General features: G+C 74.1%; 26 protein-coding genes. 8 read left to right on the top strand and 18 right to left on the bottom strand.

Features of this window, described 5'->3' with window-relative positions:
• Nucleotides 1–51 precede the first annotated feature (51 nt).
• The 4 genes from GH723_RS14395 to GH723_RS14380 all read right to left on the bottom strand — a co-directional run bounded on the left by GH723_RS14395 (nucleotide 52) and on the right by GH723_RS14380 (nucleotide 3,056).
• On the bottom strand, nucleotides 52–1,509 hold the full coding sequence (locus GH723_RS14395; RefSeq protein WP_153760301.1) for a DUF4389 domain-containing protein: 1,458 nt from the start codon (nucleotides 1,507–1,509) through the stop codon (nucleotides 52–54).
• 104 nt (nucleotides 1,510–1,613) lie between these two features.
• Nucleotides 1,614–1,907 carry a Dabb family protein gene (locus tag GH723_RS14390; RefSeq protein ID WP_195210327.1) on the bottom strand — a complete coding sequence of 98 codons (294 nt, stop codon included), beginning with the start codon at nucleotides 1,905–1,907 and terminating at the stop codon, nucleotides 1,614–1,616.
• On the bottom strand, nucleotides 1,904–2,647 hold the full coding sequence (locus GH723_RS14385; RefSeq protein ID WP_153760299.1) for an SDR family oxidoreductase: 744 nt from the start codon (nucleotides 2,645–2,647) through the stop codon (nucleotides 1,904–1,906). The genes GH723_RS14390 and GH723_RS14385 overlap by 4 nt, the downstream gene beginning before the upstream one ends.
• A gap of 34 nt (nucleotides 2,648–2,681) precedes the next feature.
• Nucleotides 2,682–3,056 carry a metallopeptidase family protein gene (locus GH723_RS14380; protein ID WP_195210326.1) on the bottom strand — a complete coding sequence of 125 codons (375 nt, stop codon included), beginning with the start codon at nucleotides 3,054–3,056 and terminating at the stop codon, nucleotides 2,682–2,684.
• A gap of 59 nt (nucleotides 3,057–3,115) precedes the next feature.
• Between GH723_RS14380 and pgi the strand changes: the two genes are divergently transcribed.
• Genes pgi through GH723_RS14365 form a run of 3 tightly spaced genes read left to right on the top strand, consistent with a single transcriptional unit; the run spans nucleotide 3,116 to nucleotide 7,482 of the window.
• Complete coding sequence (gene pgi, locus GH723_RS14375; RefSeq protein WP_153760298.1) at nucleotides 3,116–4,771, top strand: glucose-6-phosphate isomerase; 1,656 nt, start codon at nucleotides 3,116–3,118, stop codon at nucleotides 4,769–4,771.
• A gap of 49 nt (nucleotides 4,772–4,820) precedes the next feature.
• On the top strand, nucleotides 4,821–6,845 hold the full coding sequence (fusA, locus tag GH723_RS14370; protein WP_153760297.1) for an elongation factor G: 2,025 nt from the start codon (nucleotides 4,821–4,823) through the stop codon (nucleotides 6,843–6,845).
• Nucleotides 6,846–6,885: 40 nt separating this feature from the next.
• Complete coding sequence (locus tag GH723_RS14365) at nucleotides 6,886–7,482, top strand: VOC family protein (protein WP_153760296.1); 597 nt, start codon at nucleotides 6,886–6,888, stop codon at nucleotides 7,480–7,482.
• Here GH723_RS14365 and GH723_RS14360 read toward each other — a convergent pair.
• Together GH723_RS14360 and GH723_RS14355 are read right to left on the bottom strand one after the other, a co-directional pair.
• Nucleotides 7,479–9,728, bottom strand: a complete 2,250-nt coding sequence (locus GH723_RS14360; protein ID WP_153760295.1) for a molybdopterin-dependent oxidoreductase — start codon at nucleotides 9,726–9,728, stop codon at nucleotides 7,479–7,481. The two genes, GH723_RS14365 and GH723_RS14360, sit on opposite strands and share 4 nt — an antisense overlap.
• Nucleotides 9,729–9,756: 28 nt before the next feature.
• On the bottom strand, nucleotides 9,757–10,008 hold the full coding sequence (locus tag GH723_RS14355; RefSeq protein ID WP_153760294.1) for a DUF2277 family protein: 252 nt from the start codon (nucleotides 10,006–10,008) through the stop codon (nucleotides 9,757–9,759).
• On the opposite strand from GH723_RS14355, the gene GH723_RS14350 reads away from it, so the two are divergent.
• Genes GH723_RS14350 through GH723_RS14345 form a run of 3 tightly spaced genes read left to right on the top strand, consistent with a single transcriptional unit; the run spans nucleotide 9,908 to nucleotide 11,369 of the window.
• Nucleotides 9,908–10,852 carry an LLM class flavin-dependent oxidoreductase gene (locus GH723_RS14350; RefSeq protein WP_153760293.1) on the top strand — a complete coding sequence of 315 codons (945 nt, stop codon included), beginning with the start codon at nucleotides 9,908–9,910 and terminating at the stop codon, nucleotides 10,850–10,852. The two genes, GH723_RS14355 and GH723_RS14350, sit on opposite strands and share 101 nt — an antisense overlap.
• On the top strand, nucleotides 10,813–10,944 hold the full coding sequence (locus GH723_RS19065) for a hypothetical protein (protein WP_267471318.1): 132 nt from the start codon (nucleotides 10,813–10,815) through the stop codon (nucleotides 10,942–10,944). Before GH723_RS14350 ends, GH723_RS19065 begins: the two co-directional genes overlap by 40 nt.
• Nucleotides 10,944–11,369, top strand: coding sequence for an OsmC family protein (locus tag GH723_RS14345; protein ID WP_153760292.1), 426 nt, complete (start codon nucleotides 10,944–10,946; stop codon nucleotides 11,367–11,369). The genes GH723_RS19065 and GH723_RS14345 overlap by 1 nt, the downstream gene beginning before the upstream one ends.
• 12 nt (nucleotides 11,370–11,381) lie before the next feature.
• Here the strand turns inward: GH723_RS14345 and GH723_RS14340 are convergent, their stop codons facing one another.
• The 4 genes from GH723_RS14340 to GH723_RS14325 all read right to left on the bottom strand — a co-directional run bounded on the left by GH723_RS14340 (nucleotide 11,382) and on the right by GH723_RS14325 (nucleotide 15,430).
• Nucleotides 11,382–12,332: a phosphotransferase family protein gene (locus GH723_RS14340; protein ID WP_153760291.1), complete on the bottom strand. Its 951-nt coding sequence runs from the start codon at nucleotides 12,330–12,332 to the stop codon at nucleotides 11,382–11,384.
• A gap of 6 nt (nucleotides 12,333–12,338) precedes the next feature.
• Nucleotides 12,339–13,739, bottom strand: a complete 1,401-nt coding sequence (locus GH723_RS14335; RefSeq protein WP_153760290.1) for an MFS transporter — start codon at nucleotides 13,737–13,739, stop codon at nucleotides 12,339–12,341.
• A gap of 202 nt (nucleotides 13,740–13,941) precedes the next feature.
• Nucleotides 13,942–14,361 (bottom strand): universal stress protein, encoded by a 420-nt coding sequence (locus GH723_RS14330; RefSeq protein ID WP_153760289.1) that lies wholly within the window; start codon nucleotides 14,359–14,361, stop codon nucleotides 13,942–13,944.
• A 37-nt stretch (nucleotides 14,362–14,398) separates the two neighbouring features.
• Nucleotides 14,399–15,430 (bottom strand): ferrochelatase, encoded by a 1,032-nt coding sequence (locus GH723_RS14325; RefSeq protein WP_153760288.1) that lies wholly within the window; start codon nucleotides 15,428–15,430, stop codon nucleotides 14,399–14,401.
• 60 nt (nucleotides 15,431–15,490) lie between these two features.
• Here GH723_RS14325 and GH723_RS14320 point away from each other — a divergent pair, with 60 nt between their 5' ends.
• Nucleotides 15,491–15,913 carry a flavodoxin family protein gene (locus GH723_RS14320; RefSeq protein ID WP_153760287.1) on the top strand — a complete coding sequence of 141 codons (423 nt, stop codon included), beginning with the start codon at nucleotides 15,491–15,493 and terminating at the stop codon, nucleotides 15,911–15,913.
• A 20-nt stretch (nucleotides 15,914–15,933) separates the two neighbouring features.
• Here the strand turns inward: GH723_RS14320 and GH723_RS14315 are convergent, their stop codons facing one another.
• Complete coding sequence (locus tag GH723_RS14315) at nucleotides 15,934–16,470, bottom strand: rRNA adenine N-6-methyltransferase family protein (RefSeq protein WP_153760286.1); 537 nt, start codon at nucleotides 16,468–16,470, stop codon at nucleotides 15,934–15,936.
• Nucleotides 16,471–16,494: 24 nt separating this feature from the next.
• Nucleotides 16,495–18,348 (bottom strand): glycosyltransferase family protein, encoded by a 1,854-nt coding sequence (locus GH723_RS14310; RefSeq protein ID WP_153760285.1) that lies wholly within the window; start codon nucleotides 18,346–18,348, stop codon nucleotides 16,495–16,497.
• 220 nt (nucleotides 18,349–18,568) lie between these two features.
• Between GH723_RS14310 and GH723_RS14305 the strand changes: the two genes are divergently transcribed.
• The gene (locus tag GH723_RS14305; protein ID WP_229022847.1) at nucleotides 18,569–18,925 is read left to right on the top strand and encodes an RNHCP domain-containing protein; all 357 of its coding nucleotides are present in this window, start codon (nucleotides 18,569–18,571) and stop codon (nucleotides 18,923–18,925) included.
• Between the two features lie 8 nt (nucleotides 18,926–18,933).
• Here the strand turns inward: GH723_RS14305 and GH723_RS14300 are convergent, their stop codons facing one another.
• From GH723_RS14300 to GH723_RS14275, 6 genes are all read right to left on the bottom strand, one after another.
• Nucleotides 18,934–20,343 carry a cobyric acid synthase gene (locus tag GH723_RS14300; protein ID WP_153760284.1) on the bottom strand — a complete coding sequence of 470 codons (1,410 nt, stop codon included), beginning with the start codon at nucleotides 20,341–20,343 and terminating at the stop codon, nucleotides 18,934–18,936.
• Entirely contained in the window at nucleotides 20,340–21,173 is an 834-nt protein-coding gene (locus tag GH723_RS14295) for an ABC transporter ATP-binding protein (protein ID WP_153760283.1), read from the bottom strand. Before GH723_RS14295 ends, GH723_RS14300 begins: the two co-directional genes overlap by 4 nt.
• Nucleotides 21,170–22,270 carry a FecCD family ABC transporter permease gene (locus tag GH723_RS14290; RefSeq protein ID WP_153760282.1) on the bottom strand — a complete coding sequence of 367 codons (1,101 nt, stop codon included), beginning with the start codon at nucleotides 22,268–22,270 and terminating at the stop codon, nucleotides 21,170–21,172. The genes GH723_RS14295 and GH723_RS14290 overlap by 4 nt, the downstream gene beginning before the upstream one ends.
• A 2-nt stretch (nucleotides 22,271–22,272) precedes the next feature.
• Nucleotides 22,273–23,253 carry an ABC transporter substrate-binding protein gene (locus GH723_RS14285; protein ID WP_229022846.1) on the bottom strand — a complete coding sequence of 327 codons (981 nt, stop codon included), beginning with the start codon at nucleotides 23,251–23,253 and terminating at the stop codon, nucleotides 22,273–22,275.
• A gap of 220 nt (nucleotides 23,254–23,473) precedes the next feature.
• The gene (locus tag GH723_RS14280; protein ID WP_153760281.1) at nucleotides 23,474–23,938 is read right to left on the bottom strand and encodes a hypothetical protein; all 465 of its coding nucleotides are present in this window, start codon (nucleotides 23,936–23,938) and stop codon (nucleotides 23,474–23,476) included.
• The gene (locus GH723_RS14275) at nucleotides 23,935–24,555 is read right to left on the bottom strand and encodes a TetR/AcrR family transcriptional regulator (protein WP_195210324.1); all 621 of its coding nucleotides are present in this window, start codon (nucleotides 24,553–24,555) and stop codon (nucleotides 23,935–23,937) included. The genes GH723_RS14280 and GH723_RS14275 overlap by 4 nt, the downstream gene beginning before the upstream one ends.
• Nucleotides 24,556–24,606 lie beyond the last annotated feature (51 nt).

The following is a 24,606-nucleotide window of genomic DNA, read 5'->3' as shown; positions in this document are numbered from 1 at the left end:
GAGCCCTGTGACACCGTCGTGCACCCTTGGCCCCGGCGGGGCCCGAGGCGCTCACTCCGTGGCGGAGTCCGCCAGCGGATCGGGTTCGGGATCCCGAGCCGGGGGGTCCGACGCCCGCCGACCACCGGCGGGCGGCTCCTCCCCGCCGGGATCGAGCCGGAACGGCGGGTAGTCGTCGGTCATCAGCAGCACGTAGCCGAGGACCCGCGCCGTCCACCGCTCCATGCCCATGATGAGGTCGAACAGCCCCGGCGGGTAGCGCCCGTTGAAGAGCAGCCCGACGCCGGCGATGAGGGCGAGGAGACCCACGAGCCCGCCGCTGAAGACGATGCGCCCGTCGTCGGCGCCACCCGGGAACCCGAAGGTCCAGCCGCCGACGAACACGGCGACGATCAGCAGGTGGGGCAGGGCGAGCAGCCACCACTTCACGAGGACGAGGGGCTGGGACATGCGCTGGGGCTCGGCCACGTCGAACCGGGCCGGGTAGTCGGGCACGTCGTCGAGCGTGAAGGGCGGGTAGCGGTCGGTGCCGAGGACGAAGGCGTAGAAGACGACCCGCCAGCCCCATCGGAGGATGCCGACGACGATCCGGAAGATGGACGTCGGGTAGCGACCGGTGAAGAGGATGACGACGCCGGCCACGATCGTCAGCCCGAACGCGGCCGCCCCCAGGAAGGCCAGCACGATCAGGTGGGGGATGGCGAGGAACCACTTGACGAGCCACAGCCACCGGCTGAGCTGCGGGTCCCGCCGCCCCTCCAGCCACACCGGGTGGGCCCGACCGAACGGAGGTGGACCGACGGGGGCGCGCACGCCGGCGGCGGCCTGGGTGGCGGTGGTCTCGTCGTCGCTCGTGCCGATGAGCAGCAGCGCGAGGGACACCGCGGCGAGCACCAGGCCGAGGCCGATCGAGCCGGCGCCGATGACGCCCAGCCAGCCGGTGGCCAGCCCGGCACTGGCGTCGACCGCCACCCCGGCCGACCCGTCCGCGCGCATCACGACGACCGTGTACGAGCCGCCCTCCACGTCCCAGGTCAGCGTCTGGGTGCCGGCACCCTCCTCGGACGCGACCCAGAACCCCTCCTCGCCCGGCGGCGTCGCCGGGGGGCCGCCCTCCGCCAGGCGGTAGCGGGGGACGAACGGGTCCCGTCGCGTCGACTCGAAGGTGACGTGCTCGACCCCGTCCAGGTACGCGCGCACGTCCCTCGAGCGCCCGATGCCGACGAACACCTCGCCGCCGTCGGCCGGGTCGACCACGATCCGGGCCGTGCCGATCGACGAGATCGGGTTCCAGCTCGGACCGCCCGGGTCGGCGCCGAGGTCGATCTGGCGGGTCGCGATGGCGTAGGTGTCGGTCTCGTAGCGGTGCGTCTCGGTCGTGTAGTAGCCGTCCACGTCGCGCTGGGTGTTGTGCGCCCAGACGAGGACGGCGCCGCCGCCGATGAGCCCGAGGCTGCCGAGCGCCAGGATGGACCCGAGCACGAGCGCGATGATCTTCGACGTCCTCATGCCGCACCTCCTCGCTGCGTGAAGGATGCGCCCGTCGTGGCGACATCTCCAGGGACCTCGTCGGCCACCGAGCGGGACCTTCGACCCTTCCCGCCCACGTGCCCTCAGACCTGGAACTGGACGGCCTGGCGCGACGTCACGACGGGGGCGATGTGCTGCTCGATCACCGCGACGTGGTCGGGGTGGTCGACGTAGGCGCGCCAGCCCTCCTGGTCGTCGAAGCCGGCGACGATGCCGATCTCGGCGTTGCCGTCACGCCAGCCGAGGTCGACGCCGACCTCGTAGGTCCGGATCGAGGGGATGCGAGCCGGGAGGGTGCGCAGGGCCTCGACGATCCGCTCGACGACCTCGGGGTCGGTGCCCTCGGCGATGCGCAGCAGGACGCAGTGGCGGATCACTGGAGCCCCCTGTAGCTGCCCCCGTCGACGGGGATCGCCGCGCCGGTGACGAAGCGCGCCTGCTGCGAGCACAGGAACGCGCACACCGCACCGAAGTCGTCGGGGTCGCCGACGAACCCGACGGGGACGTCGGGCGGGCGGGTGGTGGCGTCCACGCCGAGCTGGCGCATCCGGTCGGTGGCGTGGAGACCGGGCTGGACGCTGTTGACGGTGATGCCGTCGGCCGCCACCTCGCCGGCGAGCGTCTTCAGGAACGCGGTGGCGCCGGCACGGGCGGTGTTGGAGAGGATGAGGCTGGGGGCGGGCTGGCGGACCGTCGACGACGTGATGGCGACGATGCGGCCCCAGCCGCGGGCCCGCATGTCGGGCACCGCGGCGTGGCACATGGCCACGACCGACATGAGGTTGAGCTGGAGCGCAGGCTCGTAGGCGTTGAGGGGGGTCGACTCGAACGTGCCGGCGGGTGGGCCGCCGGCGTTCGGCACGAGGACGTCGATGCCGCCGAGCGCGTCGCGGGCCGCGGCGACGAACGCCTCGGCGCCCTCGGGGGTGGACACGTCGGCGACGAGCGGGGTGGCGAGCTCGCCCAGGTCGTCGGCGGCGGACTCGACCCGGTCGCGGTGGCGACCGCAGATGGCGACGTGCACGCCGGCAGCCACGAGTGCACGCGCCACGCCGAGCCCGAGGCCGGCCGAGCTGGCGGCCACCGCGGCACGCCGGCCGTCGATCCCGAGGTCCATGGCCCGCACCCTAGGCGCGTGCCGGTGGGCACACTCAGTAGGCGCCGAGCTCGCGGAGGCGGTCGTCGGAGATCCCGAAGTGGTGGGCGATCTCGTGGGCGACCGTGCGGGCCACCCGCCGCCGCAGCTCGTCCTCGTCGCGCACGATCCGGCAGTGGGAGAGCCGGAAGATCGTGATGCGGTCGGGCATGACCGCCGAGTACCGCACCGGCGAGCGCCGGGTGAGGTTCACTCCCTCGTAGAGGCCGAGCAGCGACCGCCCCGTCCGACCGCGGCGTTGGGTCGGGGACGGTGCGTCGGCGGTGAGCACCGCGACGTTCTCCATGCGGGCCGCGAGCTCCTCGGGGATGAGGTCGAGCGCCTCACCGACGATCTCGTCGAACCGCTCCGGGCTGACCTGCACGGGCACCTGCGACCTCGTTCCGACGCGTCCTCCGGGCGTCCATCCTCGCCCATAGGCTCGTCGCCATGCCCGACGCCACCGAGCCCAGGTCACCGATCGGCACGAGCCCGGAGTGGGAGGCGCTGCGCGCCCACCACGCCGAGGTGGCGCCCCGCCACCTCCGTGACCTGCTGGTGGAGCCGGGCCGGCTCGAGGCCATGACGCTCGACCTCCCGGGCATCCACGCCGACCTCTCGAAGCACCGCGCGACGCCCGACACGCTGAGGCTGCTCGCCGAGGTCGCCGAGCGCGCCGGTCTGCGCGAGCGCATCGACGCCATGTTCCGGGGCGACGCCATCAACACCACCGAGGGACGCTCGGTGCTGCACGTGGCGCTGCGTGCGCCGCGTGGCGAGGTGATCCGGGTCGACGGGCGCGACGTGGTCGCCGACGTCCACGAGGTGCTCGACCGGATGCGCGACGCGGCCCGGCGCATCCGCGACGGCGAGTGGCGCGGCGCCACCGGCCAGCCGATCCGGGCGATCGTCAACATCGGCATCGGCGGATCCGACCTCGGCCCGGCGATGGTCGTCGAGGCGCTGCGCACCCGCACCGATCCCGATCGCATCCACCGCTTCGTCTCGAACGTGGACGGCGCCGACATCGACTGGGCGCTGCGCGACCTCGACCCGGCCACCACCCTCTTCATCGTGGCGTCGAAGACCTTCACGACCGTCGAGACGCTCACCAACGCCCGCACCGCGCGGCGCTGGCTCGTCGACGCGCTGGGCGAGGACGCGGTGGCCCGGCACTTCCTCGCCCTGTCCACCAACGAGGCGGAGGTGGTCGAGTTCGGCATCGAGCCCGCCAACATGTTCGGCTTCTGGGACTGGGTGGGCGGCCGCTACTCGGTCGGGTCCGCGATCGGCCTCTCGGTGATGCTCGCCATCGGCCCCGACGGCTTCGACGAGCTGCTCGCCGGGTTCCGGGCCGTCGACGAGCACCTGCGGGACGCGCCGTTCGAGCGCAACCTCCCCGTCCTCATGGGCCTCCTCGGGGTCTGGTACGTCAACCTCTTCGGCGCCTCGAGCCATGCCGTGCTGCCGTACGCGCAGGAGCTGTCCCGCTTCCCCGCGTACCTGCAGCAGCTGGAGATGGAGAGCAACGGCAAGTCGGTCACCCTCGACGGGCAGCGGGTCGGCTGGTCGACGGGGCCGGTGGTGTGGGGCGAGCCGGGCACCAACGGCCAGCACGCGTTCTTCCAGCTCCTCCACCAGGGCACGGTGCTCGTCCCCGCCGACTTCATCGGCGTCGTCGAGCCGAACCACCCGCTCGGTCACCACCACGACCTGCTCGTCGCCAACCTGCTCGCGCAGACCGAGGCGCTCGCGGCAGGTCGCACCGCCGCCGCGGTGCGGGCCGAAGGCGTGCCCGAGGCGCTCGTGCCCCACAAGGTGTTCGAGGGCAACCGCCCGACGACCACGCTCCTCTGCGACCGGCTCGACCCCCGCACGCTGGGCTCGCTCATCGCGCTCTACGAGCACAAGGTCCTCACCCAGTCGGTCGTCTGGGGCATCAACGCGTTCGACCAGTGGGGCGTCGAGCTGGGCAAGGCGCTCGCCACCCGGATCGGCCCCGAGCTCGACCCCGCGAGCACCGTCGATCCCGACGCGGCGCACGACCCGTCGACCGCTGCGCTGGTGCGTCGCTACCGCTCCCGCACGCGCCCCGACGCGCACTGAGCCGCCTGGGATACGTTCCGCCCACGGGACACCGACCCGAGGGGAGACGATGGCCACCACCGAACGGATCCGCAACGTCGCCCTGGTGGGTCACAGCGGTGCCGGGACGACCTCGCTCACCGAGGCCGCGCTGCTCGCCGCCGGGGCGATCGGTCGCCTCGGTCGGGTCGAGGACGGCACCACCGTCGCCGACACCGACCCCGAGGAGAAGGCCCACGGGCTGTCGCTCGCGCTCTCCGTCGTCCCGGTCGAGTGGAAGGGCCACCTGCTCAACCTCGTCGACACGCCGGGCGACCCCGACCTCGAGGGCGAGGTGCGTGCCGCGCTGCGTGTGGCCGACCTCGCCGTCCTGGTCGTCAGCGGGGTCGACGGCGTGCAGGTCGGCACCGAGAGCGCGTGGCGCCTGTGCGCCGAGGCGGACGTCCCCGTCCTCGTCTTCGTCAACAAGCTCGACCGCGAGCGGGCGTCGTTCGACCGCACGCTCGATCAGCTGAAGGAGCGGTTCGGTGAGGGCATCGAGCCCCTCGAGCTGCCGATCGGCGCCGAGGCGGGGTTCAGCGGCGTCGCCGACGTCCTCACCGAGAAGGCCTACCTGTACGACCAGGGCAAGGGCTCCGAGGCGGAGGTCCCCGCCGACCTGGCCGAGCGCGAGCACCAGGTGCACGACGAGGTCGTCGAGTCGATCGTCGTCGGGGACGACACGATGCTCGAGCGGTTCCTCGACGGCGACGAGCCCGCGCTCGACGAGCTCGAACGCACCCTCGAACACGAGATCGTGGAGCGGACCGCCTTCCCGGTGCTCGAGGGGTCGGCCACGACGGGCGTCGGCATCGACCGGCTGTGCGACTACCTCTGCGAGATCGGGCCGCCGCCGACCGACCGGGCGGTCGACGGCATCACCGTCGACCCCTCCGGCCCGACGATCGCGTTCGTCTTCAAGACGGTCGCCGACCCCTACGTGGGTCAGGTCTCGATCTTCAAGGTCCTGTCGGGGACGGTGCGCAACGACGACCACCTGCGCAACGCCCGCAGCGGCGGCGACGAGCGGATCCACGGCCTCTTCCGCCTGCGGGGGGACCAGCAGACCCCGGTCGCCGAGCTGGTGGCCGGCGACATCGGCGGGGTCGCCAAGCTGGCGGACACCCGCACCGGCGACGTGCTGTCGGTGCCCGGCACGGACGTCGACGTCGCCCCGATCGCGTGGCCCGAGCCGGTGCACACCGTCGCCGTCGTCGCCCGCACGCAGGCCGACGAGGACAAGCTGGCCACCGCGATCCACCGCCTGGCCGACGAGGACCCGACGTTGCGGCTGGACCACGACGACGAGACCCACCAGACCCTCCTGCGGGGCACGGGGGAGACCCACCTCAACGTCAGCCTCGAGCGCCTGGAGCGCAAGTTCGGGGTGCGGGTCGACGTCGAACCCGTGAAGGTCGCGTACCGCGAGACGATCACGACGTCGGCGTCGGCGGAGGGCCGCTACAAGAAGCAGTCCGGGGGTCACGGCCAGTTCGGCGTGGCCTCGCTCGTCGTCGAGCCGTGCGAGCGTGGCGCCGGCTTCGAGTTCGTCGACGAGGTGGTCGGCGGCGCCATCCCCCGCCAGTTCATCCCCGCGGTCGAGCGCGGGGTGCGGGACACGATGGACGAGGGCGGCGTCCTGAGGGGCTACCCCGTCGTCGACGTCCGGGTCCGGTGCGTCGACGGCAAGGCCCACTCCGTCGACTCGTCCGAGATGAGCTTCCGTGCCGCGGGTCGCCTGGCGTTCCGAGAGGCGATGGAGGCCGCGTCGCCGGTGCTGCTCGAACCGGTGTCCGAGCTGGTCGTCACTGTCCCCACCGAGCTGCAGGGCGACGTGATGGGCGACCTCTCCTCCCGGCGCGGGCGGGTGAGCGGCACCGAGCCGCTCGGCGGTGGCGAGGTCGCCGTCACGGCGCTCGTCCCCACGGCGGAGGTGGTCCGCTACGCCGTCGACCTGCGCTCGCTGACGGGCGCCCGTGGCCGCTTCACCGCACGCCACCACGAGTACGCGCCGATGCCCGCGCACCTGGCCGAGGCCGTCGCCCCACGGTCCTGAACCGCACGTCGTCGGGGCCCCGCCCCCGTAGCCTGGGCGCATGACATCTCCCGCTCCCGTCTTCTGGCGTGGCGTGCACCACCTGGCCCTCGTCACCGACGACATGGACGCCACGGTGCGCTTCTGGCACGGCGTCCTCGACGCCCGGCTCGTCACCACGATCGCCACCGACGCGTTCCGCCACTACTTCTTCGAGGTGGCGCCGGGCATGAGCGTCGCGTTCTTCGAGTACCGCGACCAGCCGATCGAGACCTACGCCAAGCCCGCCGGCGTGCCCTACGAGCGCGCCGCGCAGTTCGACCACCTGTCGCTCGGCCTGGCCGACGAGGAGGCGCTGCTGCGGCTCCGCGACCGTCTGAAGTCGTTCGACTGCGAGGTCACCGACGTCGTCGACCACGGGATCATGCGCTCGATCTACTTCACCGACCCGAACGGCATCGCGCTCGAGGCGTCGTGGTGGACCGACGACGCCACGGGGCGGCCGGCGGACCACGCCGACCAGCGCTTCTTCTCCGACCCGGACCCGGTCCCGGCGGTGCAGGAGCTGATCGCCGACGGCCGGGTGCGGACGACGCCGCGGACCCAGCTCGTCGACGAGGTCACCAAGGACCTCTACAAGCCCCCCGCCACCGACTAGACGGCCGGCGCTCCCGCCGGCGCCAGCTCGACGGGGATGCCGTTGAGCACCGCGTTGCCGGTGACCGCGTCGACGGCGCCGTCGTCGGTGAGGACGTTGCTGTTGGTGCCGGGCCGCCCACCGGCCACGCCGAGCCGCACGCCGGGGAGGTCGTGGCCCCAGCCGTGGGGCGCGCTGACCACCCCGGGCCGGATGTCGTCGGTGACCTCGGCGGGGATCGTGACCTTGCCGACGGCGCTGGTGACCTCCACCTCGCCCCCGTCGACGAGGCCGAGGCGGCGGGCGTCCTCGGGGTGCACGTGCAGCGTGCAGCGCGGCTTGCCCTTCACGAGCACCTCGACGTTGTGCATCCAGGAGTTGTTGCTGCGGAGGTCGCGGCGCCCGATGAGCAGCATGCGCTCGGGGTCGGACGCCCGGTCGAGCGTGGCCCGCAGGCGCGCCAGGTCCTCGAGGATCGGTTCGGGAGCAAGCTCGATGCGCCCCGACGGGGTGCGGAGGACCTCGGGGATCCGCGGTTCGAGCGCGCCGAGGTCGATGCCGTGGGGCGCGGCGACGAGGTCGTCGAGCGAGATCCCGTAGGGCCCGGTGCGGAGCATGAGGTCGAGCAGTCGCGCCGGGCCGCGGCGCCCGGTCGCATCGATCGCCGCCACGACGTCGTCGGGTGCGTGCGAGGCCATCGAGGACCACGCGAGGTCATCGACCACGGCGGGGTCGGCGTCGGCGCCCGCCCCCTGCGCGATGAGCGCGAGCTTGGCGAGGACCTCCCACTCGTCGGGCTGCCCCGGGTCGAGCGGGAGGACGGGCTCGGACCAGTTGGCGACGTTGCGCAGGGCGAGGCCGTAGAGGGCGACGTCGTAGTGCGACTTCTGGAGAGCGGAGGGCACCGGCAGGACGACGTCGGCGTGCCGGGTCGTCTCGTTCAGGTAGATGTCGACGGCGATCATCAGGTCGAGCCCGGCGAGGGCGGCGTCGAGGCGCTCGCTGTTCGGCGTGGAGAGCACCGGGTTGCCGGCGACGGTGATGAGCCCCCGCAGCTGGCCCTCCCCGGGGGTGTCGATCTCCTCGGCGAGCACCGCGACGGGCAGCTCGCCGAGCGTCTCGGGCAGCTGGCGCACCCGCGAGTGCCGCCGGTGGATGGCGAGGCCCCGGCCCCGCCCCGGCTCGCCCCTGGTGTTGGCGGAGCCGGCGGCCGGCCGGGCGAACATCGCGCCGCCGGGTCGGTCGAGGTTGCCGGTGAGCACGTTGACGAGGTCGACCAGCCAGCTGGCGACGGTGCCGAACGCCTGCGTCGAGGTGCCCATGCGCCCGTAGACGGCGGCGGCCGGGGCCGCGGCGAGGCGCCGGGCGAGGCTCCGGACCACGTCGGGATCGAGCCCGGTGACGGGTGCGACGGCCTCGGGGGTGAGGTCGGCCACCGCGGCGAGCGCCTCGTCGAGGCCGGCGACGTGCTCGGCGAGCCGGCCGAGGTCGACGAGCGACTCGCTCGCCAGCACCTGGGCGATCGCGGCCAGCAGGTGGGCGTCGGCGCCCGGGCGGATCGCGAGCCACTCGGTGGCCTCGCGGGCGGTCTCGGTGCGGCGCGGGTCGATGACGACGAGCTCGCCGCCGCGCTCGACGAGGGACCGCAGCCGGCCGGGCCAGTCGGGCGCGGTCGCGAGGCTGCCGTTGGAGGCGAGGGGGTTGGCGCCGAGGACGACGAGCATGTCGGTGCGGTCGACGTCGGGCACCGGGATCGAGACCGCGCCGAACATCCGGCCCGACGACACCTCCTTCGGGCGCTGGTCGACGGTGCTGGCCGAGAACACCGCCCTGGTGCCGAGGCCGCGCACGAGGTGGCGGTTGTAGAGCATCGACCCCAGGTTGTGGGCGTTCGGGTTGCCGAGGTAGATGCCGAGGGCCTCACGGCCGTGCTGCTCGACGAAGCGGGCGAGGCGAGCGTCGACCTCGCGCCAGGCGTCCCCCCACGTGGCTTCGACCAGCTGACCACTGGCGTCGCGCACGAGCGGCGTGCGGAGCCGGTCCGGGTCGTCGTGCAGCCGGCCGAGCGTGGTGCCCTTCGGGCAGATGAAGCCCTTGCTGAACACGTCCTCGCGGTCGCCGCGGATGCGCACCACGCGCTCGGTGCCCGCGTCGTCGGGCCGGAGGGTGATCTCGAGGCCGCAGGTGGCCTCGCAGAGCGGGCAGGTGCGCAGCGCCGTCCGCTCGCCGTCGTGGGTGGTGGTGGTCTGATCAGCCGCCGATGTCATGGCGGGATCATCCCACGCGGGGCACCGGTCAGGCCCGGGCGGCCAACCGGCGCAACGGCGGGTCGTTCTTGGGTGGCTGCTTGCGGGGTGGGAGCTCGGCGAGCAGCTCGGTGGTCGCGGCGGCGACGGCGGCGACCGCCTTCTCCATCGCGGCCTCGGTGCGCGCCGACGGGGCCTGGATGCCCCCGACCTTGCGGACGTACTGGCGGGCGGCGGCCTCGATCTCCTCGGCGGTGGCGACGGGCTCGAGTCCGCGGAGCGTGGTGATGTTGCGGCACATGCGCGGGACGCTACCCCTCGGTCGGCCGCCCATGACGTGTCAGGTCATGGAGCCCGGCCCCTGGCGACCGTCATCATCCGGCGGTGCCCGCGACCACCCACGACACCGCCGAGCTGCGCCTCGGCACCGTCCTCCCCACGCGGGAGCTCACGATCCTCGGCGAGGCCGATCCCCACGGCGTGCTCGACCTGGGGCGTCGCCTGGACCGCGACGGCGTGGACTCCCTCTGGGTCGGCGAGTCGGTCATCGCCCGGCCGAGGATCGATGCGCTCACGGTGCTCGTCGGCTCGTCCTCGGGGTCGGTGCCGGCTTCCCGGGGCCGGACTCGCGGCGCGAGCTCGACGTCCTCGGCGCCGACTACCACCGGCGGGTCCAGGCGCTCGACGCTGCGGTCGGGACGATGCGCGAGCTGTGGGCCGCCGCCGCACGTCCGGGCGGGTCGACCGACGACGTCACGATCCTGCCGCCGCCCGTGCGGCCTGCCGGTCCGGCCATCTGGCTCGCCGCCGGCACGCCGCCGGGGCTCGACCGCTGCGCCCGCACCTACGACGGGTGGCTGCCGTACCCCGTCACGGCGGACGACTACGCCGCAGGCTGGCAGACGATCCGGGGCCGTGCGAACGCCGCCGGCCGGCCACCCGACGCCGTCGAGCCCGCCCTCTACGTCACCGTGGCGGTGGGGGAGGGCTCGGCGCCGCACGACCGCCTCGACGCCTACTGCCGGGCCTACTACGGCGCACCCAGCGAGCTCGTCGGCACGGTCCAGGCGCTGGCCTCCGGCGCCAGGACGAGGTGGCGCGGTGCGTGTGGCGCTACGTCGAGGCCGGCTGCCGCCACCTGGTGATCCGCCACGCCACCCTCGACCTGCGGTCGGTGCGCGACGAGGCGCTCCGGCTGCACGAGCGCCTCCGGCTCATGTGGTGCAGACTCGGCTGATGGCAACCACACGCACCGCACGCACCACCTGGCAGGGCTCCCTGATGGAGGGCTCCGGCCAGGTGACCCTCGAGTCGTCCGGTCTGGGGACCTACGACGTCAACTGGCCCTCCCGGGCCGAGCAGCCCGAAGGGCGCACGAGCCCCGAGGAGCTCATCGCCGCCGCCCACTCGTCGTGCTTCTCCATGGCGCTGTCGAACGGCCTCGCCAAGGAGGGCAACGCGCCCGAGCGGCTCGAGACCTCGGCCGACGTCACGTTCCAGCCCGGCGAGGGCATCACCGGCATCCACATCACGGTGCGGGGCACCGTCCCCGGCATGTCGGCGGACGACTTCCAGGCTGCGGCCGAGACCGCCAAGGAGAACTGCCCGGTGAGCAAGGCGCTCGCCGGCACCACGATCACGCTGGACGCGTCGCTCGCCTGACGTCCCGGATGCTCACGGGCCGACGGCGGCGACCTGCCGCGCGAGGGTGCGCCGCAGGCGGCGCCGCAGCGTCGCCATCGGCACGTGGGCCAGGCCGAGCTCGGCGTAGCCCGCCTGCCACCACGGGATCCAGCGCATGGCGTTGAGGGTCCACAGCACGCGCCAGCGGTCGAGGTCGTCGAGCGGGTCGCCCGTCACCGAGCGGTAGGCGGCCACGAGGTCGTCCGCCGCCCGCTCGCCGTGGGAGGTCGCGAGGTCGACGGCGCAGTAGGCGACGTCGGCGACGGCCGGGCCCCGGCGGGCCTCTGCCCAATCGACGAGGCCCACGAGGCGGCCACGGCGCCAGGTGGCGTTGCCGGGGTGGAGGTCGTGGTGCACGAGCGCCGTGGCCGGAGGGTCGGCCGCGAGGTCGGTGCGGAGCTGCGCCGCCACCACCAGGGCCCGCTCGACGAGCGGCGTCGGACGGAGGTGCTCGCCACGGGGCGAGCCCCACGACTCCCACGCGTGGCGCCGGGCCAGCGCGTCGGGGAGCGGATCGGGCAGCGGCGTGGCGTGCACGGCGGCCATCGCCTCGGCGAGGTCGCCGATCCAGGCGCCGCGCCGGCCGTCGTGGAGGTCGGCGCGCCCCGGCACGCGTGTCATGACGAGCGCCGGGCGGCCGAACCAGGCGCCGGCGTCGTCCAACGCCACCGGGTCCGGGGTGGTGACCGCGCACCCCTCGGCGACGACGAGCGCCTGGTGCTCCATGCGCAGCGAGCGGGCCCCGGCGAGCGAGCGCTTGACCACCAGGTCCCGTCCGTCGGAGAGCCGCACCGCGTGGGTGGCGCACGCCAGCCCGCCGCGCAGGCGCCGCACCCGCTCGACGCGCGTGCCCGGCCCGCCCAGCGCCTCGGCCATCCGGGCGAGACCGTCCGTCGGAGGGGCAGCCCGCAGCCGCCGCAGGTGCGCCTCGCGGTCGTCCACCGGGTCCTACCGGCGGTGCTCCGTGGCGACCTCGACCGACGCGGCGGCCCCGTCGACGAGCTCCTCGTCGCCAGGCTCCTCGCCGTCGGTCGCTGCCTCCTCGTCGTCGGCGGTGGCGTGCACGTCGGCACGGAGGAAGGTGGCGATCCCGACGTTGACGATCGCGAGCACGAGGCCGACGGTGAAGGGGGCGACGAACGCGCCGGCCGTCCCCGAGTCGTCGTAGGCCGCCGACATCATGGCGATGCCGAACGAGTTGCCGATCTGCATCGTCATCCGCTGGAGGGCCGTCGCCATGCCGAGATCGCCCTCGGGCACGGAGTTCGCCAGCGCGGCCGTGACGGGCGGCCGTGAGATCCCGTTGCCGAGGCCCTGGGCGAGGAGGGCCGCGCAGAACACGATGAGGACGTCGAAGTGGGTGCCGGCGATGAACACCAGCATCGACAGGGCGAGGAAGGCGGTGCCCCACACCGCCATCGACCGGGTCCCGTAGCGGGCGCCCAGCTGGCCGCCGAGCGGCGAGGACAGCGAGTAGACGCCGGTCCGCAGGAGCATCACCGTGGCGGCGACGGTGGCGGACAAGCCGAACCCGTCGCGCAGGGCGATCGGCGACAGCACGAAGCCGCCCATGTACACCGAGCCCATGAGGAAGCTGGTGAGCAAGGCGAACGTGAAGTTGCGGCGGCGGAGGAACTCGAGCGGGACGAGCGGTGCGTCGGAGCGGCGCTCGATGGCGATGAAGGCGGGCACCGCCACCGGCAGGACGACGTAGGACGCCAGCAGGGCAGGGTGGGTGAAGCCCCACGAGGGCCCCTGCCCGATGATCAACATCAGCGAGCCGACGACGAACGTGAGGGCCAGCGCGCCGGCGACGTCGAACCGCACCCGCTTGGGCTGGCTCTCCGGGAGGATCACGGTCGCCAGCGCGAGCGCGAAGCCGGCGAGGACGGCCTGGATCACGAAGATCAGGCGCCAGCCGAACAGGTCGATGAGCGGACCGCCGACGGCGAGGCCGATCGCCGGCGCGCCGGCGGCGACGAACGACCAGTAGCCGATGGCCTTCACCCGGTCGGCCGGTGCGAACACGAGCATCACCAGCGCCATCGACGTCGGCTGGGTCGCCCCACCGATGATCTGGGCCATGGAGCGAAGGCCGATGAGACTGAAGGGATCCCAGGCCAGGGCGGTCGTGGCCGAGACGAGCGTCGCGAGCGTGAAGCCGGTGAGGAACACCTTGCGGTGCCCGTAGAGGTCGCCGAGCTTGCCGAGCACCGGCAGCGAGAGGGCCGACAGCAGCATGGGGCCGGAGATCACCCACGTGAGCACCGACGTCGTGGTGTCGAACTCCTCCGCGATGTCGGTGAGGGAGACCGAGAGGATCGTGATCGGGAACGAGGTCGCGAACATCCCGGCCAGCGCGGCGAACAGGACCCAGCGCGGGTACGTGCCCTTGGCTTCGAGGCGGGACCTCGTGCGATCGCGGAGTTGGGTGACGGCGGAGACGGTGGGGTCCTCGGTGGTGCTCGCCCGACGGTGGTGGACGATCCATGGGTAGCACCGGGAGCGGCGGATCGCCGCATCGGTGCCGGCGGCCGGCGGGCGGCGCCGCTCAGCCGGTGGTGTCGCGGGGGTGGACGACCACGACGGGCACCGACGAGTGCGACGACACCTGCTGGCTGACCGATCCGAGCAGCAGACCGGTGAACCCGCCCAGCCCCCGCGAGCCGACGACGAGCAGGTCGGCGCGGCGGGCGGCCTCGATCAGGGCCCGCGCCGGGAGGTCGTTGACGGCGGTGAGGAGCACGTCGACCCCGGCCGCGTCGCCCACGCGGTCCACGGCGGCGCGCAGCGCGGCGTGGGCGTCGTCAGCCCCGTAGTCGGGTCGGAACTCGCCGGCCGGTTGCTCGAGGTGGGACCACGCGAGGACCACCTCGAGCGTGGCACCTGCTCGTCGGGCCTCGTCGAGCGCCCAGCGCAGGGCCTCGTCGCCACCGGCCGACCCGTCGATCCCGACCACGATGCGTGCCACGCCGGGATCATCCCATGCCGCCGGTGTGCGAGGGGGCTCAACCGGGCCGGGTGGGCGCGGGGCAGCACCCGGCCGCGCACGGCGCCGAACGGGGGCCGAGGGGCCCGAGCGCGACCGGCGTGGCACCGACGCAGCGCTCCTCCACCAGGTCGCGCACCATCCGGACGAACCGGGGGTCGACGCCGGGGGTCGGGACCCGGCGCACCTCGATGCCGACCTCCCGTGCGGTCGCCGCCGCCTGGGTGTCGAGGTCGAAGACCACCTCCTGGTGGTCCGAGGTGAACCCGACGGGCACGATCACGACCTGATCCACACCGGTGGTGGAGAGGGTGCGCAGCCGGTCGTTGACGTCGGGCTCGAGCCAGGGCACCTGCGGCGGGCCGCTGCGGGACTGCCAGACGAGCTCCCGCGGGGCATCGGGGGCCACGTGACCGGCGACGAGCTCCATCGCGTCGCGCAGCTGGAGCTCGTAGTCGCTCGACGCCGCCATCGAGAGGGGGAGCGAGTGGGCGGTGAAGAGCAGGTGAGTCCGTCGGGCGTCGCGATCGCCGAGGTCGGCCAGCGCGGCACGGAGGCCGTCGCGGAACGGGTCGACGAACCCGGGGTGGTTCCAGTACTGGCGGATCTTGTCGACCGACGGCGCCTCGGGCCCCACCGCGGCGCGCGCGGCGTCGATGTCCTCCAGGTACTGCCGGCAGGCCGAGTATGAGCTGTACGCCGACGTGACGAAGGCCAGGGCCCGGCGCACCCCGTCGTGCGCCATCTCGGCCATCGTGTCGGCGAGGTAGGGGCGCCAGTTGCGGTTGCCCCAGTAGACGGGCAGGTCCGGCCCGTCGGCGCCGAGCTCGGCGCGCAGCGCGTCGACGAGCGCGCCGGTCTGGGCGTTGATCGGCGAGACCCCGCCGAAGAGCATGTACTGCTCGGCGACCTCCTCGAGGCGCTCCCTCGGGACGCCGCGACCCCGGGTGACGTTCTCGAGGAAGGGCATGACGTCGTCGGGCCCCTCGGGGCCCCCGAAGGAGACGACGACGACGGCGTCGTAGCGGGCAGCGTCGGTGCCATCGGTCATCGCTCGATCATGCCGGGTGAAGTGCCGGTCCACGACCCGGCGGTGCTAGAACCTGTGCCGATGCGCACCGTGGTCATCTACGAGAGCCTCACCGGCACCACCCGGGAGGCGGCCGAGGTCATCGGCGAGGAGCTCCGCGCCGACGGGGTCGACGTCGTCGTCTGCCCGATCGACGGGATCGACCTCGCGGCGCTCGCCGCCGCCGACCTCGTGATCGTCGGGAGCTGGGTCGACGGCTTCGTGTTCCTCGGCCAGCGGCCGGGCCGCGCCGGGCGCCTGCGCAACATGCCGGTCATCGACGGGAAGAAGGCGGCGGTCTTCTGCACCTACGCCGTCGACCCCGGCAAGACCCTCACCAAGCTCAGCCAGATCGTCACCGATCGGGGTGGCGACGTCGTCGGCGGTCTCGCCATCCGCCGCACCGAGGTTGAAGAGGGCGCGCGCGAGTTCGTCGACCGCGTCCTCGGCACCGTCGACGCCTAGCGTCCCCACCGCGGCGACGCTCACCGCCGCCTGATCCGCAGCACCTCGATCGGCATCGGCGCCGCAGGTCGGAACCACCGGCGCGGGAGCGCGCCGCCTGAACCGGCGTGCCACTCCCTGCGCCACCGCCCCGCGCCGGGTGCCGACGGCCCTGCCCACCGCTCGACGGCGTGGCGTGGCAGCACGAGGTCGGCGGAGACGAGCGCCGAGCCCCGGCCGAGCAGTCGGCGGAGGATGGCGTCGGTGGCCTCGAACGGCGGGTTGGCGACGACCCGGAAGGGCCGTCGGGGGAGGCGCAGGTCGCGCACGTCGGCCCGCACGACGGTGACCGGATGGCCGGCGAACCGGCGGCGCAGCTCGGCCAGGCGCTCGGGGTGCAGCTCCACAGCGATCACCTCGGCGCCGGCCGCGACGAGGTGGCGGGTGAGCGCGCCACAGCCGGCGCCCAGGTCGACGACCAGGTCGCCGGGTCGAACCGGGGTGCGGGCGACGACCTTCCGCGCCGCGTCGTCAGCGAGCCGGTGCCACCCCCAGCGCGGGCGCCGCCCCGCGGACACGACGGACCATCTGCATGATCGTGCTCATGCGCGCAGGCTCCCCGGGCGGTGCCGACGGCGCAAGCGGATTGCGCCCAGGGCAACCGCCGCGCCGACGGTGAGCCACCGGCCGAGCCCGTGGCCCGACGGCTCGCTCCAGGTGAGCTCGACCTCCTGCGGTCCGGCCGGCACCTGCACGGTGAGGATCCCGTGGGGGTCCTCACCGGTGGTGACGGTCCGCCCGTCGACACGGGCGGACCAGCCGGGGTGGTAGCCGATCGCCACCGGCACGGTGGTCGGGTGGCCCGGCGGGATCGACAGCGTGACCTCCTCGGCGCGCGCCTCCACCACCGCGAACGGCATGCGTCCCCCGACCTCCCAGATCGCGACCGGCGGGTGGGTCACGACGAGGTCGAGCTCGCGGGCGGCGGCCAGCACCTCGCGCGTCCCGGGGTCGCCGGACACGAGGTGGCTGACGCCCAGCTGGCGCGCACGGGCCACCCACCGGTCGACGGTCTCGACGTCCGGCGGTTCGAACACCATGAGGGTCGGACCGACCCCCGGTGCGAACTCGGCGCCGAACGGCCCGAGGTTCGTCGCACCGCTGGCCCAGCCGAGCCACCGGCCCGGGGCGACGACGCCCGGCTGGTCGACGTCCGACTCGACGTACGCGAACCGCCGCCCCTCCGGCACCCGTGCCGCCAGATCCTCGGCTGCCGCCCGCATGCCGGGGACCGGCCGATCGAACACCCCGTCGGGCGGGCGGAGCGCGGGCATGGTCACCGCGACGGCGACCGCGGCCGCGGCCCACGCCGCCGCGGGTCGGGCACCGGCTGCCCGACCGAGGACGTCGCCGACGAGCGGCGCCGCGAGCAGGCAGGCGTAGGCGAAGCCCCGGTTCGGCAGCATCACCGCTTCGGGGAACCGGTCGACGAGCAGGGCCTCGATCGCGTGCAGGAGGGCCAGCGCCGCCACCGGCAGCATCGCGAGCGCGACGAGCGCGCGATCCCGCGCCAGGATCCCGAGCGCGAGCCCCGCCGGCCAGGCGAGGACGACGAGGAGCGCGGCCCACCCGATCCAGCCGCGGCGGCCCTCGACGACGAGGTGCACGTGCTCGGCGAAGGTGGGCAGGTCCCAGGAGGTGAGGACGCCACGCAGGTCCCGGTGGAGGACCGCGGGTACCCACCACCACGCGGTCGACCCGGCTGCTGTCGCCGCGGCGCCGACGAGCCACCACGGCACCGACCGGACCGACCCGACGACCCACCCGGTGAGCAGGACGAGCGGGGCGAAGAGGACGAGGGCCACGAGCGACTGCGGGTGGGTGAGGGCGACGGCACCGACGACGAGCCCGAGGCCGAGCGGCCGCGGCCGGTCGTCGGCCATCCACGCCCAGGCGAGCACGACGAGCGGGACGGCCATGTGGTTCGGCATCAAGCCGAGGTCGAAGGCGCCCTCGATCCCACCGCCTCGCCCGGACGAGACGGCGAGAGCGAGCACCCCGGCGGCGCGGGCGCCGGCGAGGGGGACCCGCAGCGAGCGTGCCAGCGCGGCGGTGGCGGGGACGACGGCCACCAGCGCCAGCACGCCGACGAGCTCGTAGGCCCCTGCCGTGCTCAGCAGGCCGAAGGTGACAAGGCGGAGGGCACCGACGGCCAGCGCGAGCCCGGGCCCGTACATCAGGTGGGTCTGGTAGCCGAGCATCGCCCGGTCGAACCAGCCGTCCAGGCGGCCCGACGCGAGCAGGTCGACCCCGACCTCGAGCCGGGTGAGGTGCCCGGTCGTGTCCACGCCCGGCGGCAGGCCGGGCCCCCACAGCCAGTGGAGCCCCCAGGCGACCAGGACCAGGACGGCGACGGCGAAGGCCGCGCGCTCCCGCTGTCCCGTCGTCCCCCCCATGCGGTCACGGAGCGTAGTGGCGAGGGCCGCGGGGAAACCCGCTGGCGCGGCAGGTCGACGGGCGGTGGACTCTCGCTGTTCCTGGAGTCGGGAGGAGGTGACGCATCCGTGGTCGTGAGCCGGGTCGTCACGTCGCGCCGTGGAGAGGGCCCGATCGGCCGGAGCTGATCGGTGCCGCCGGCGCGACGCGCCCCGCTGGCCTCGACCACAGGAGATCCCGTTGTCGACACGACGACGTCGCGGCCCGGAGTCGTTCCGGTGCCGCCACTGCGGGCTGGACGTGTCCCTGGACGCGCCCGGCACCGCCCACCGCAACCACTGCCCGACCTGCCTCTGGAGCCGGCACGTCGACGACGTCCCCGGCGACCGCGCCGCCGACTGCGGCGCCTCGATGGAGCCGATCGCCATCTCGGTGCGGGGGGACGGGGAGTGGGTCCTCGTCCACCGGTGCACGGGGTGCCACGAGGTGCACCTCAACCGCAGCGCGGGCGACGACAACCCGCTGGCGCTGGTGCGCATCGCGGTCCGACCGCTCGCGCTGACGCCGTTCCCGCTCGAGTGGCTGGGACGGCTGTGACCGCCAGGTCAGCCGTCGAACCCGGCGATCCGCCGGAGCTGCTCGGTGTCGAGGTGCTCCTCGACCGCGTCGGCGAGGAGGTCGAAGGTGGCGTCGAGCCCCGTGGGCCGCCGGCCGAGCAGCACCTCGACCACGTCGGGGTCCTCGAGCAGCCCGTGCGCCGTCACGGCGAGGACCGGCCCGTGCGACCAGACCTGGCGGCCGTCGTCGGTGGGGCCCGTGTGGCCGTGGTGGATCTCGTAGGCGCGTGCGCGACGGCCCGCGACGGCCTCCCACGGCCGGGCCAGCTCGCGCGGCAGCTCGATCGTCGTCGCCCGGACGACCTTGGCGCGGTGCAGCTCCGTCCGCAGCGGCAACAGGCCGAGGCCATCCACCCGGACGCCTGCAGGCCCCTCGACGCCGTCGGCGTCCACCACGTCCTCCCCGAGCAGCTGCGCGCCGCCGCAGATGCCGAGCACGCGCACGCCCGCCTCCGCCGCACCGCGGATCGCGGCGCCGACGCCCGAGGTGCGGAGCCAGGCGGCGTCGCTCGTGACGTGCTTGGCGCCGGGGAGGACGATGAGCTCGGCGTCGACGAGGTGACGCGGCTCGGTCGCCGCGACGACGTCGGCCACCTCGACGACGCCGGCGAGCTCGTCGAGGTTCGACGCGGTCGGGTAGCGGACGACCCCGACCCGGGGGCGGCCGCCGCGCACCACCGGTGCGAACGACGCGCCGTCCTCGTCGGGCAGCCGGTGCGCCAGCTCCGGGAGGACGCCGATCGTCGGGACCCCCGTCCGCCCGGAGAGCTCCTCGGGTGCGGGCGCCAGCAGCGTGGGGTCGCCGCGGAAGCGGTTGAGCACGAACCCGGCGATGCGGTGCCGGTGGTCGTCGGGCACGAGGGACCAGGTGCCGAAGAGGTGGGCGAACGCGCCGCCCCTGTCGATGTCGGCCAGCAGCAGCGCGGGCGCGTCGAGGTGGTCGGCGGTGGCGAGGTTGGCCAGGTCGACGTCGGCGAGGTTGGTCTCCGCCGGGCTGCCCGCGCCCTCCACCAGGACGAGGTCGGCGTCGGCGCGGAGGTCGTCGAGGGCATCGACCACGCGGGGCCACACCGATGTCGCCCGTCCGCGCCACGCGGCGCGTGACAGGTCCTCGTCCACCTGCCCGAGCACGACGACCTGGCTGCGGCCGTCGGCCTCCGGCTTCGTCAGGACGGGGTTCATGCGCACGTCGGGGTCGACGCCCGCGGCCAGTGCTTGGAGCCACTGGGCCGCACCGATCTCCCCGCCCTCGACCACCCGCGCGTGGTTCGACATGTTCTGGGCCTTGAACGGCACCACGCGCACGCCCTGCCGCGCGAACCAACGGGCCAGGCCGGTGGTGACGAGGCTCTTGCCCGCCCCGCTCGTCGTCCCCCAGACGGCGAGGGACCGGCTCACCGCCGCTCGTCCGCCCGCTCGCCGTCGACGGCACGGGACCCCACGCCGGCCGTGCGATGCGACCGTGTGGGGACGACGACGATCCCGCCGCACTCGTCGCGCAGGACCCGCACTGACGCGCCGTAGTGCTCGCCGATCGTGTGCTCGGTGAGCACCTCGGTCGGGGGGCCCATCGCGATCCGGCGGCCGTTGCTCATCAGCAGCAGCTCGTCGGCGAACTGGCCCGCCAGCGTGAGGTCGTGCATCGCGCTGATGACCGTCAGCTCGGCCTCGTGGCGGAGGTCCTCGACCAGTTCGAGCACCTGCTGCTGGTGCCCGATGTCGAGCGCGCTCGTCGGCTCGTCGAGCACGAGAACCGGCGCCTGCTGGGCGAGCGCCCGCGCCAGGACGACCCGCTGGAGCTCGCCGCCGGAGAGGGTGCCGAGCCGTCGCCCGACGAAGTCGGTGAGGTCGAGCCGGTCGAGGACGTCGGCCACCACGGCCACGTCGTGGCGGCTCTCGGTGCCGAGGTGGGGGATGTAGGGGGTGCGGCCGAGCAGCACGTAGTCCGCGACGGCCATGTCGGGCGGGCAGCTCGGCGACTGGGGCACGAACGCCAGCCGGCGGGAGACCTCGCGCCGGGAGAGGTCCCGGGCGTCGTGCCCGTCCACGGTGCAGCGGCCGTCGTGGGCCACCAGGCCGAGGAGCGCACGCAGGAGCGTGCTCTTGCCCGCGCCGTTCGGGCCGATGAGCCCGACCCACGCGCCGGGCGCGATGTCGGCGCTCAGGCCGTCGACCGCCCGGAAGTCGCCGAACGAGACGGAGAGGTCGTGGATCTCGATGCTGCTCACAGTCCGAACCTCCGGCTGGTGCGCAGGACGAGGGCGAAGAACGGGGCGCCGAAGAAGGCGGTGATGACGCCGATCGGCAGCTCGGCCGGGCTGAACACCGTGCGAGCGACGAGGTCGGTCGCCACCAGGAAGGCGGCGCCGAGCATCAGCGACAGGGGCAGCACGATGCGGTAGCTGCTGCCGGCGACCATGCGCACGACGTGGGGCACGACGATGCCGACGAAGCCGATGAGACCGCTGACGGCGACGACGGCGGCGGTGCCGAACGTGGCGGCGCCGATGACGACCAGCCGGACGAGCGTGGTGCGGACGCCGAGGCTCCCCGCCTCGTCGTCGCCGACGCTCAGCACGTCGAGCAGGCGGCGGTGGAGGAGGATGACGATCGTGCTCACGACGACGTAGGGCAGGACGAGGAGCACCTCGTGCCAGCCCGAGGTCGAGAGCCGACCGAGGATCCACCCGTAGACCTCGCGCAGCGTCTCGGACTCGCGCTGCTGGACGTAGGTCTGGATGGCGGTGAGGAACGAAGCGATCGCGACGCCTGCGAGGATCAGCGTGGCGACGCTCTGCGCCGACGACGCGGTGTGCCCCACGCCCCAGGCCAGCGCGACGCCGAGCACGGCGCCGACGAAGGCGAAGATCGGCAGGGCGTCGACGGGCCAGGAGGTGGTGTCGGGCCCGTAGGCGATCGCCAGGGTGGCGCCGAGGCCCGCGCCCGCGGCGACGCCGAGCAGGTACGGGTCGGCGAGCGGGTTGCGGAACACGCCCTGGTAGGCCGCGCCGGCCAGGGCGAGCGTGCCGCCGACGAGCGCCCCGAGGACGATGCGCGGGAGCCGCATCTGCCAGAGGATCGCCGCGTGGCGATCGGAGAGGCCCTCGCCGACGTCGACGCCGGGCAGGGCGGAGACCATCTCGGTGACCACCCCGCCGAGGGGCAGCCCGGCCGGTCCGAGCGACACGCTGACGGCGAACGCCGCCGCCAGCGCGCCGAGGCCCACCACGAGCCACGATCGGCGCAACCGACTCGCCTCCGGCGCGACGGGCGCGTCGGCGCGGACGATCGCCTCGACCGTGACCCGGGTGGGCTGCTCGCTCATCGTCAGCCGGCGTCCGCCGTCGCCAGGACCTCGTCGGCGACCTCCCGCAGGAAGTCGACGATGCGGGGGCCCCAGCGGGACGCCGCGTCCTCGTCGACCACGATGACCCGGCCCTCCTCGACCGCGGTGAGGGTGTCCCAGCCGGGGCGAGCGGCGACGGTCTCCGGCGACTGGTCGCAGCACTGGGCGTCGGCCAGGAAGATGAAGTCCGGGTCGGCGTCGAGCACGAACTCCTCGGACAGCTGCGGGTAGTTCCCGGCGTCGTCGGGCGCCTCGTCGCCGATGCTGCGGAGCCCCAGCAGGGCGTACACCCGCCCGATGAAGGTGTCGGACGAGACGCTGTAGAGCTGGCTGTCGAGCTCGTGGAAGTAGGTGCGCTCCGCGAGGTCGTCGGGGATCGTCGCCACGATCTCGTCGATCTCGGTCTGCATCTGCGACACGACCTCGGCGGCCGAGCCCACGTTCCCGGTGGCCACGCCCAGCAGCTCGAGCTGGCGGTACGTGTCGTCGAGGTCCTCGGCCGAGTCGAGGTGGATCGCCGGGATCCCGATGCGCTCGAGCCCGTCCGCCACGTCGCCGGGGTCGGTCGACAGGACGACCAGGTCCGGCTCGTAGGAGGCGATGGCCTCCACGTTGGGCTGGAAGCCGGAGAGGTCCGTCACCGGCGCCTCCTCCGGGTAGTACGAGTACTCGTCGACCGCGACCACCTGGTCCCCGGCCCCGATCGCGAAGAGCATCTCGGTGCCGGTCGGCGAGATGGAGACGATGGCCTCGGGCCGCGACTCGATCGTCACCTCCCCGTTGTCGGCGCTGACGGTGACCGGGAACGTGCCGCCCCCGTCGTCGTCCGCCGGTGCGGTCGTCTCCTCCGGGCGCTGGCCCGATTCGGTGACGGTGCCGTCGTCGCCGTCGTCGCCGCACGCCGCGGCGACCAGCATGAGCACGATCGCCATCCCCGTGGCGATCCGGTGCTGTGTCCTCACTGCATCCTCCGGTCCCGGGGAGGATGAGCCCGCCGGCACCGTGGCGCCGGACGAACCACCCTTCCTCCGAGGGTCGATGTTCGTCGGTCGTGGGAGCAGGCGACCTGGCTCGGGCCCGAGGGCCCATCACAGTTGCGGGACAGCGCCGGGATCTCACCGGACTTCGCTGCGCTCACGACGCCCGGCGCTCTGTGGCCGGGCCTGGGCACCGTAGCCCAGCTCAGGCGACGCCGTGAACCTCGGCGCGCCAGCGGCCGTCGGCCGCCCACCCGGCCAGGTGCTCGACGGCGGCCAGGCCCCAGCGCAGTGCCGCCTCGGGGTCGGTGCCCGGCGGCGGCACGGCGACGATGCCGCGCATGGCGTGGTCCTGGAGGCGCACCCACCCGGCGGGCAACCCGACGCCGGCTTCGGCGAGGCGGGGGAGGGCCTTGCTGCCGCTCGCGTGCTCGATGCCGAGCTGGGCCGGCTCCTCGCGGCGGCCGTGCTGCGGCGCCGTCCACGTGATCCGGGGCACGTCCGGGCCCCGCCCGTTGATGCGACCCCAGATCGACGTCGGCGCGGGTGGCTCGGCGTCGGCGGGCGTGAGGTTCACCCAGCCGGAACCGGCCGTGGCGAGCGCCGCGAGCAGCTCGCGCAGCGGCGACAGGTCCCCACCCTCGACGACGAGCACCTCGACGCCGGTCATCGCCCGGCGAGCCCGTGCACGACGAGGTCGACCCGCGCAGCCAGGCGGCGTGCCAGCGAGGGCTGGCGCCGCTCGGCGCCGGCCCACTCGAGCTGGGCGCGGAGGATCGAGGTGGCGAGGAGCGCCCCCGCGTCCTGAGGGTCGGCGTCGTCGCGGACCTCGCCGCGGGCCTGGCCGTGGGCGACGAGGTCGACGCACGTCGCCACCAGCGGGGAGCCGTCGTCGTCGCCGGCGGTGGTCGCGGGGTCGGCGAGCAGCTCGCCGGTGCCCTGGCGCAGGAGGTGACGTGGTCGGCGCTGCGCCCGGCGGACGACCGCCGCGAGCGCGGCGTCGAGCACGTCGGCGAACGGTTCGTCGTGCTCGATGCCCCGGGCCACCTCGTCGGCGACGAGTCGGGCGTCCTCGGCGAGCAGCTGGACGACGAGCTCCTCCTTGCTGCCGAAGTAGAAGTAGAAGAGGCCCTTCGACACGCCCGCGTGGGCGCAGATGTCCTCGACCTTCACCTCGTCGACCTCGGCGTCGGCCCAGAGGTCCGCCGCGGCGTCGAGGAGGGCGTCACGGCTGCGGCGCGACCGCTCCTGCTCGAGGCTCGACCTGCGACCGCGCGAGGTGACCATGGTCGACTTGCTACCACGGTTGACCGGAACCGCCGAGCGGTAAGCGGGGCC

It is taken from the genome of Actinomarinicola tropica, assembly GCF_009650215.1.
GTDB classification, from domain to species: Bacteria; Actinomycetota; Acidimicrobiia; order Acidimicrobiales; family SKKL01; genus Actinomarinicola; species Actinomarinicola tropica.
This window is presented reverse-complemented; position numbering and strand designations above follow the sequence as displayed.

Bases quoted from the DNA above. Each gene is read 5' to 3' on its own strand.
- GH723_RS14395 (WP_153760301.1), bottom strand. From the start codon at position 1,509: ATGAGGACGTCGAAGATCATCGCGCTCGTGCTCGGGTCCATCCTGGCG.
- GH723_RS14385 (WP_153760299.1), bottom strand. From the start codon at position 2,647: ATGGACCTCGGGATCGACGGCCGGCGTGCCGCGGTGGCCGCCAGCTCG.
- pgi (WP_153760298.1), top strand. From the start codon at position 3,116: ATGCCCGACGCCACCGAGCCCAGGTCACCGATCGGCACGAGCCCGGAG.
- fusA (WP_153760297.1), top strand. From the start codon at position 4,821: ATGGCCACCACCGAACGGATCCGCAACGTCGCCCTGGTGGGTCACAGC.
- GH723_RS14365 (WP_153760296.1), top strand. From the start codon at position 6,886: ATGACATCTCCCGCTCCCGTCTTCTGGCGTGGCGTGCACCACCTGGCC.
- GH723_RS14360 (WP_153760295.1), bottom strand. From the start codon at position 9,728: ATGACATCGGCGGCTGATCAGACCACCACCACCCACGACGGCGAGCGG.
- GH723_RS14350 (WP_153760293.1), top strand. From the start codon at position 9,908: ATGCCCCCGACCTTGCGGACGTACTGGCGGGCGGCGGCCTCGATCTCC.
- GH723_RS14355 (WP_153760294.1), bottom strand. From the start codon at position 10,008: ATGTGCCGCAACATCACCACGCTCCGCGGACTCGAGCCCGTCGCCACC.
- GH723_RS14345 (WP_153760292.1), top strand. From the start codon at position 10,944: ATGGCAACCACACGCACCGCACGCACCACCTGGCAGGGCTCCCTGATG.
- GH723_RS14335 (WP_153760290.1), bottom strand. From the start codon at position 13,739: ATGTTCGCGACCTCGTTCCCGATCACGATCCTCTCGGTCTCCCTCACC.
- GH723_RS14325 (WP_153760288.1), bottom strand. From the start codon at position 15,430: ATGACCGATGGCACCGACGCTGCCCGCTACGACGCCGTCGTCGTCGTC.
- GH723_RS14320 (WP_153760287.1), top strand. From the start codon at position 15,491: ATGCGCACCGTGGTCATCTACGAGAGCCTCACCGGCACCACCCGGGAG.
- GH723_RS14310 (WP_153760285.1), bottom strand. From the start codon at position 18,348: ATGGGGGGGACGACGGGACAGCGGGAGCGCGCGGCCTTCGCCGTCGCC.
- GH723_RS14290 (WP_153760282.1), bottom strand. From the start codon at position 22,270: ATGAGCGAGCAGCCCACCCGGGTCACGGTCGAGGCGATCGTCCGCGCC.
- GH723_RS14280 (WP_153760281.1), bottom strand. From the start codon at position 23,938: ATGACCGGCGTCGAGGTGCTCGTCGTCGAGGGTGGGGACCTGTCGCCG.
- GH723_RS14275 (WP_195210324.1), bottom strand. From the start codon at position 24,555: ATGGTCACCTCGCGCGGTCGCAGGTCGAGCCTCGAGCAGGAGCGGTCG.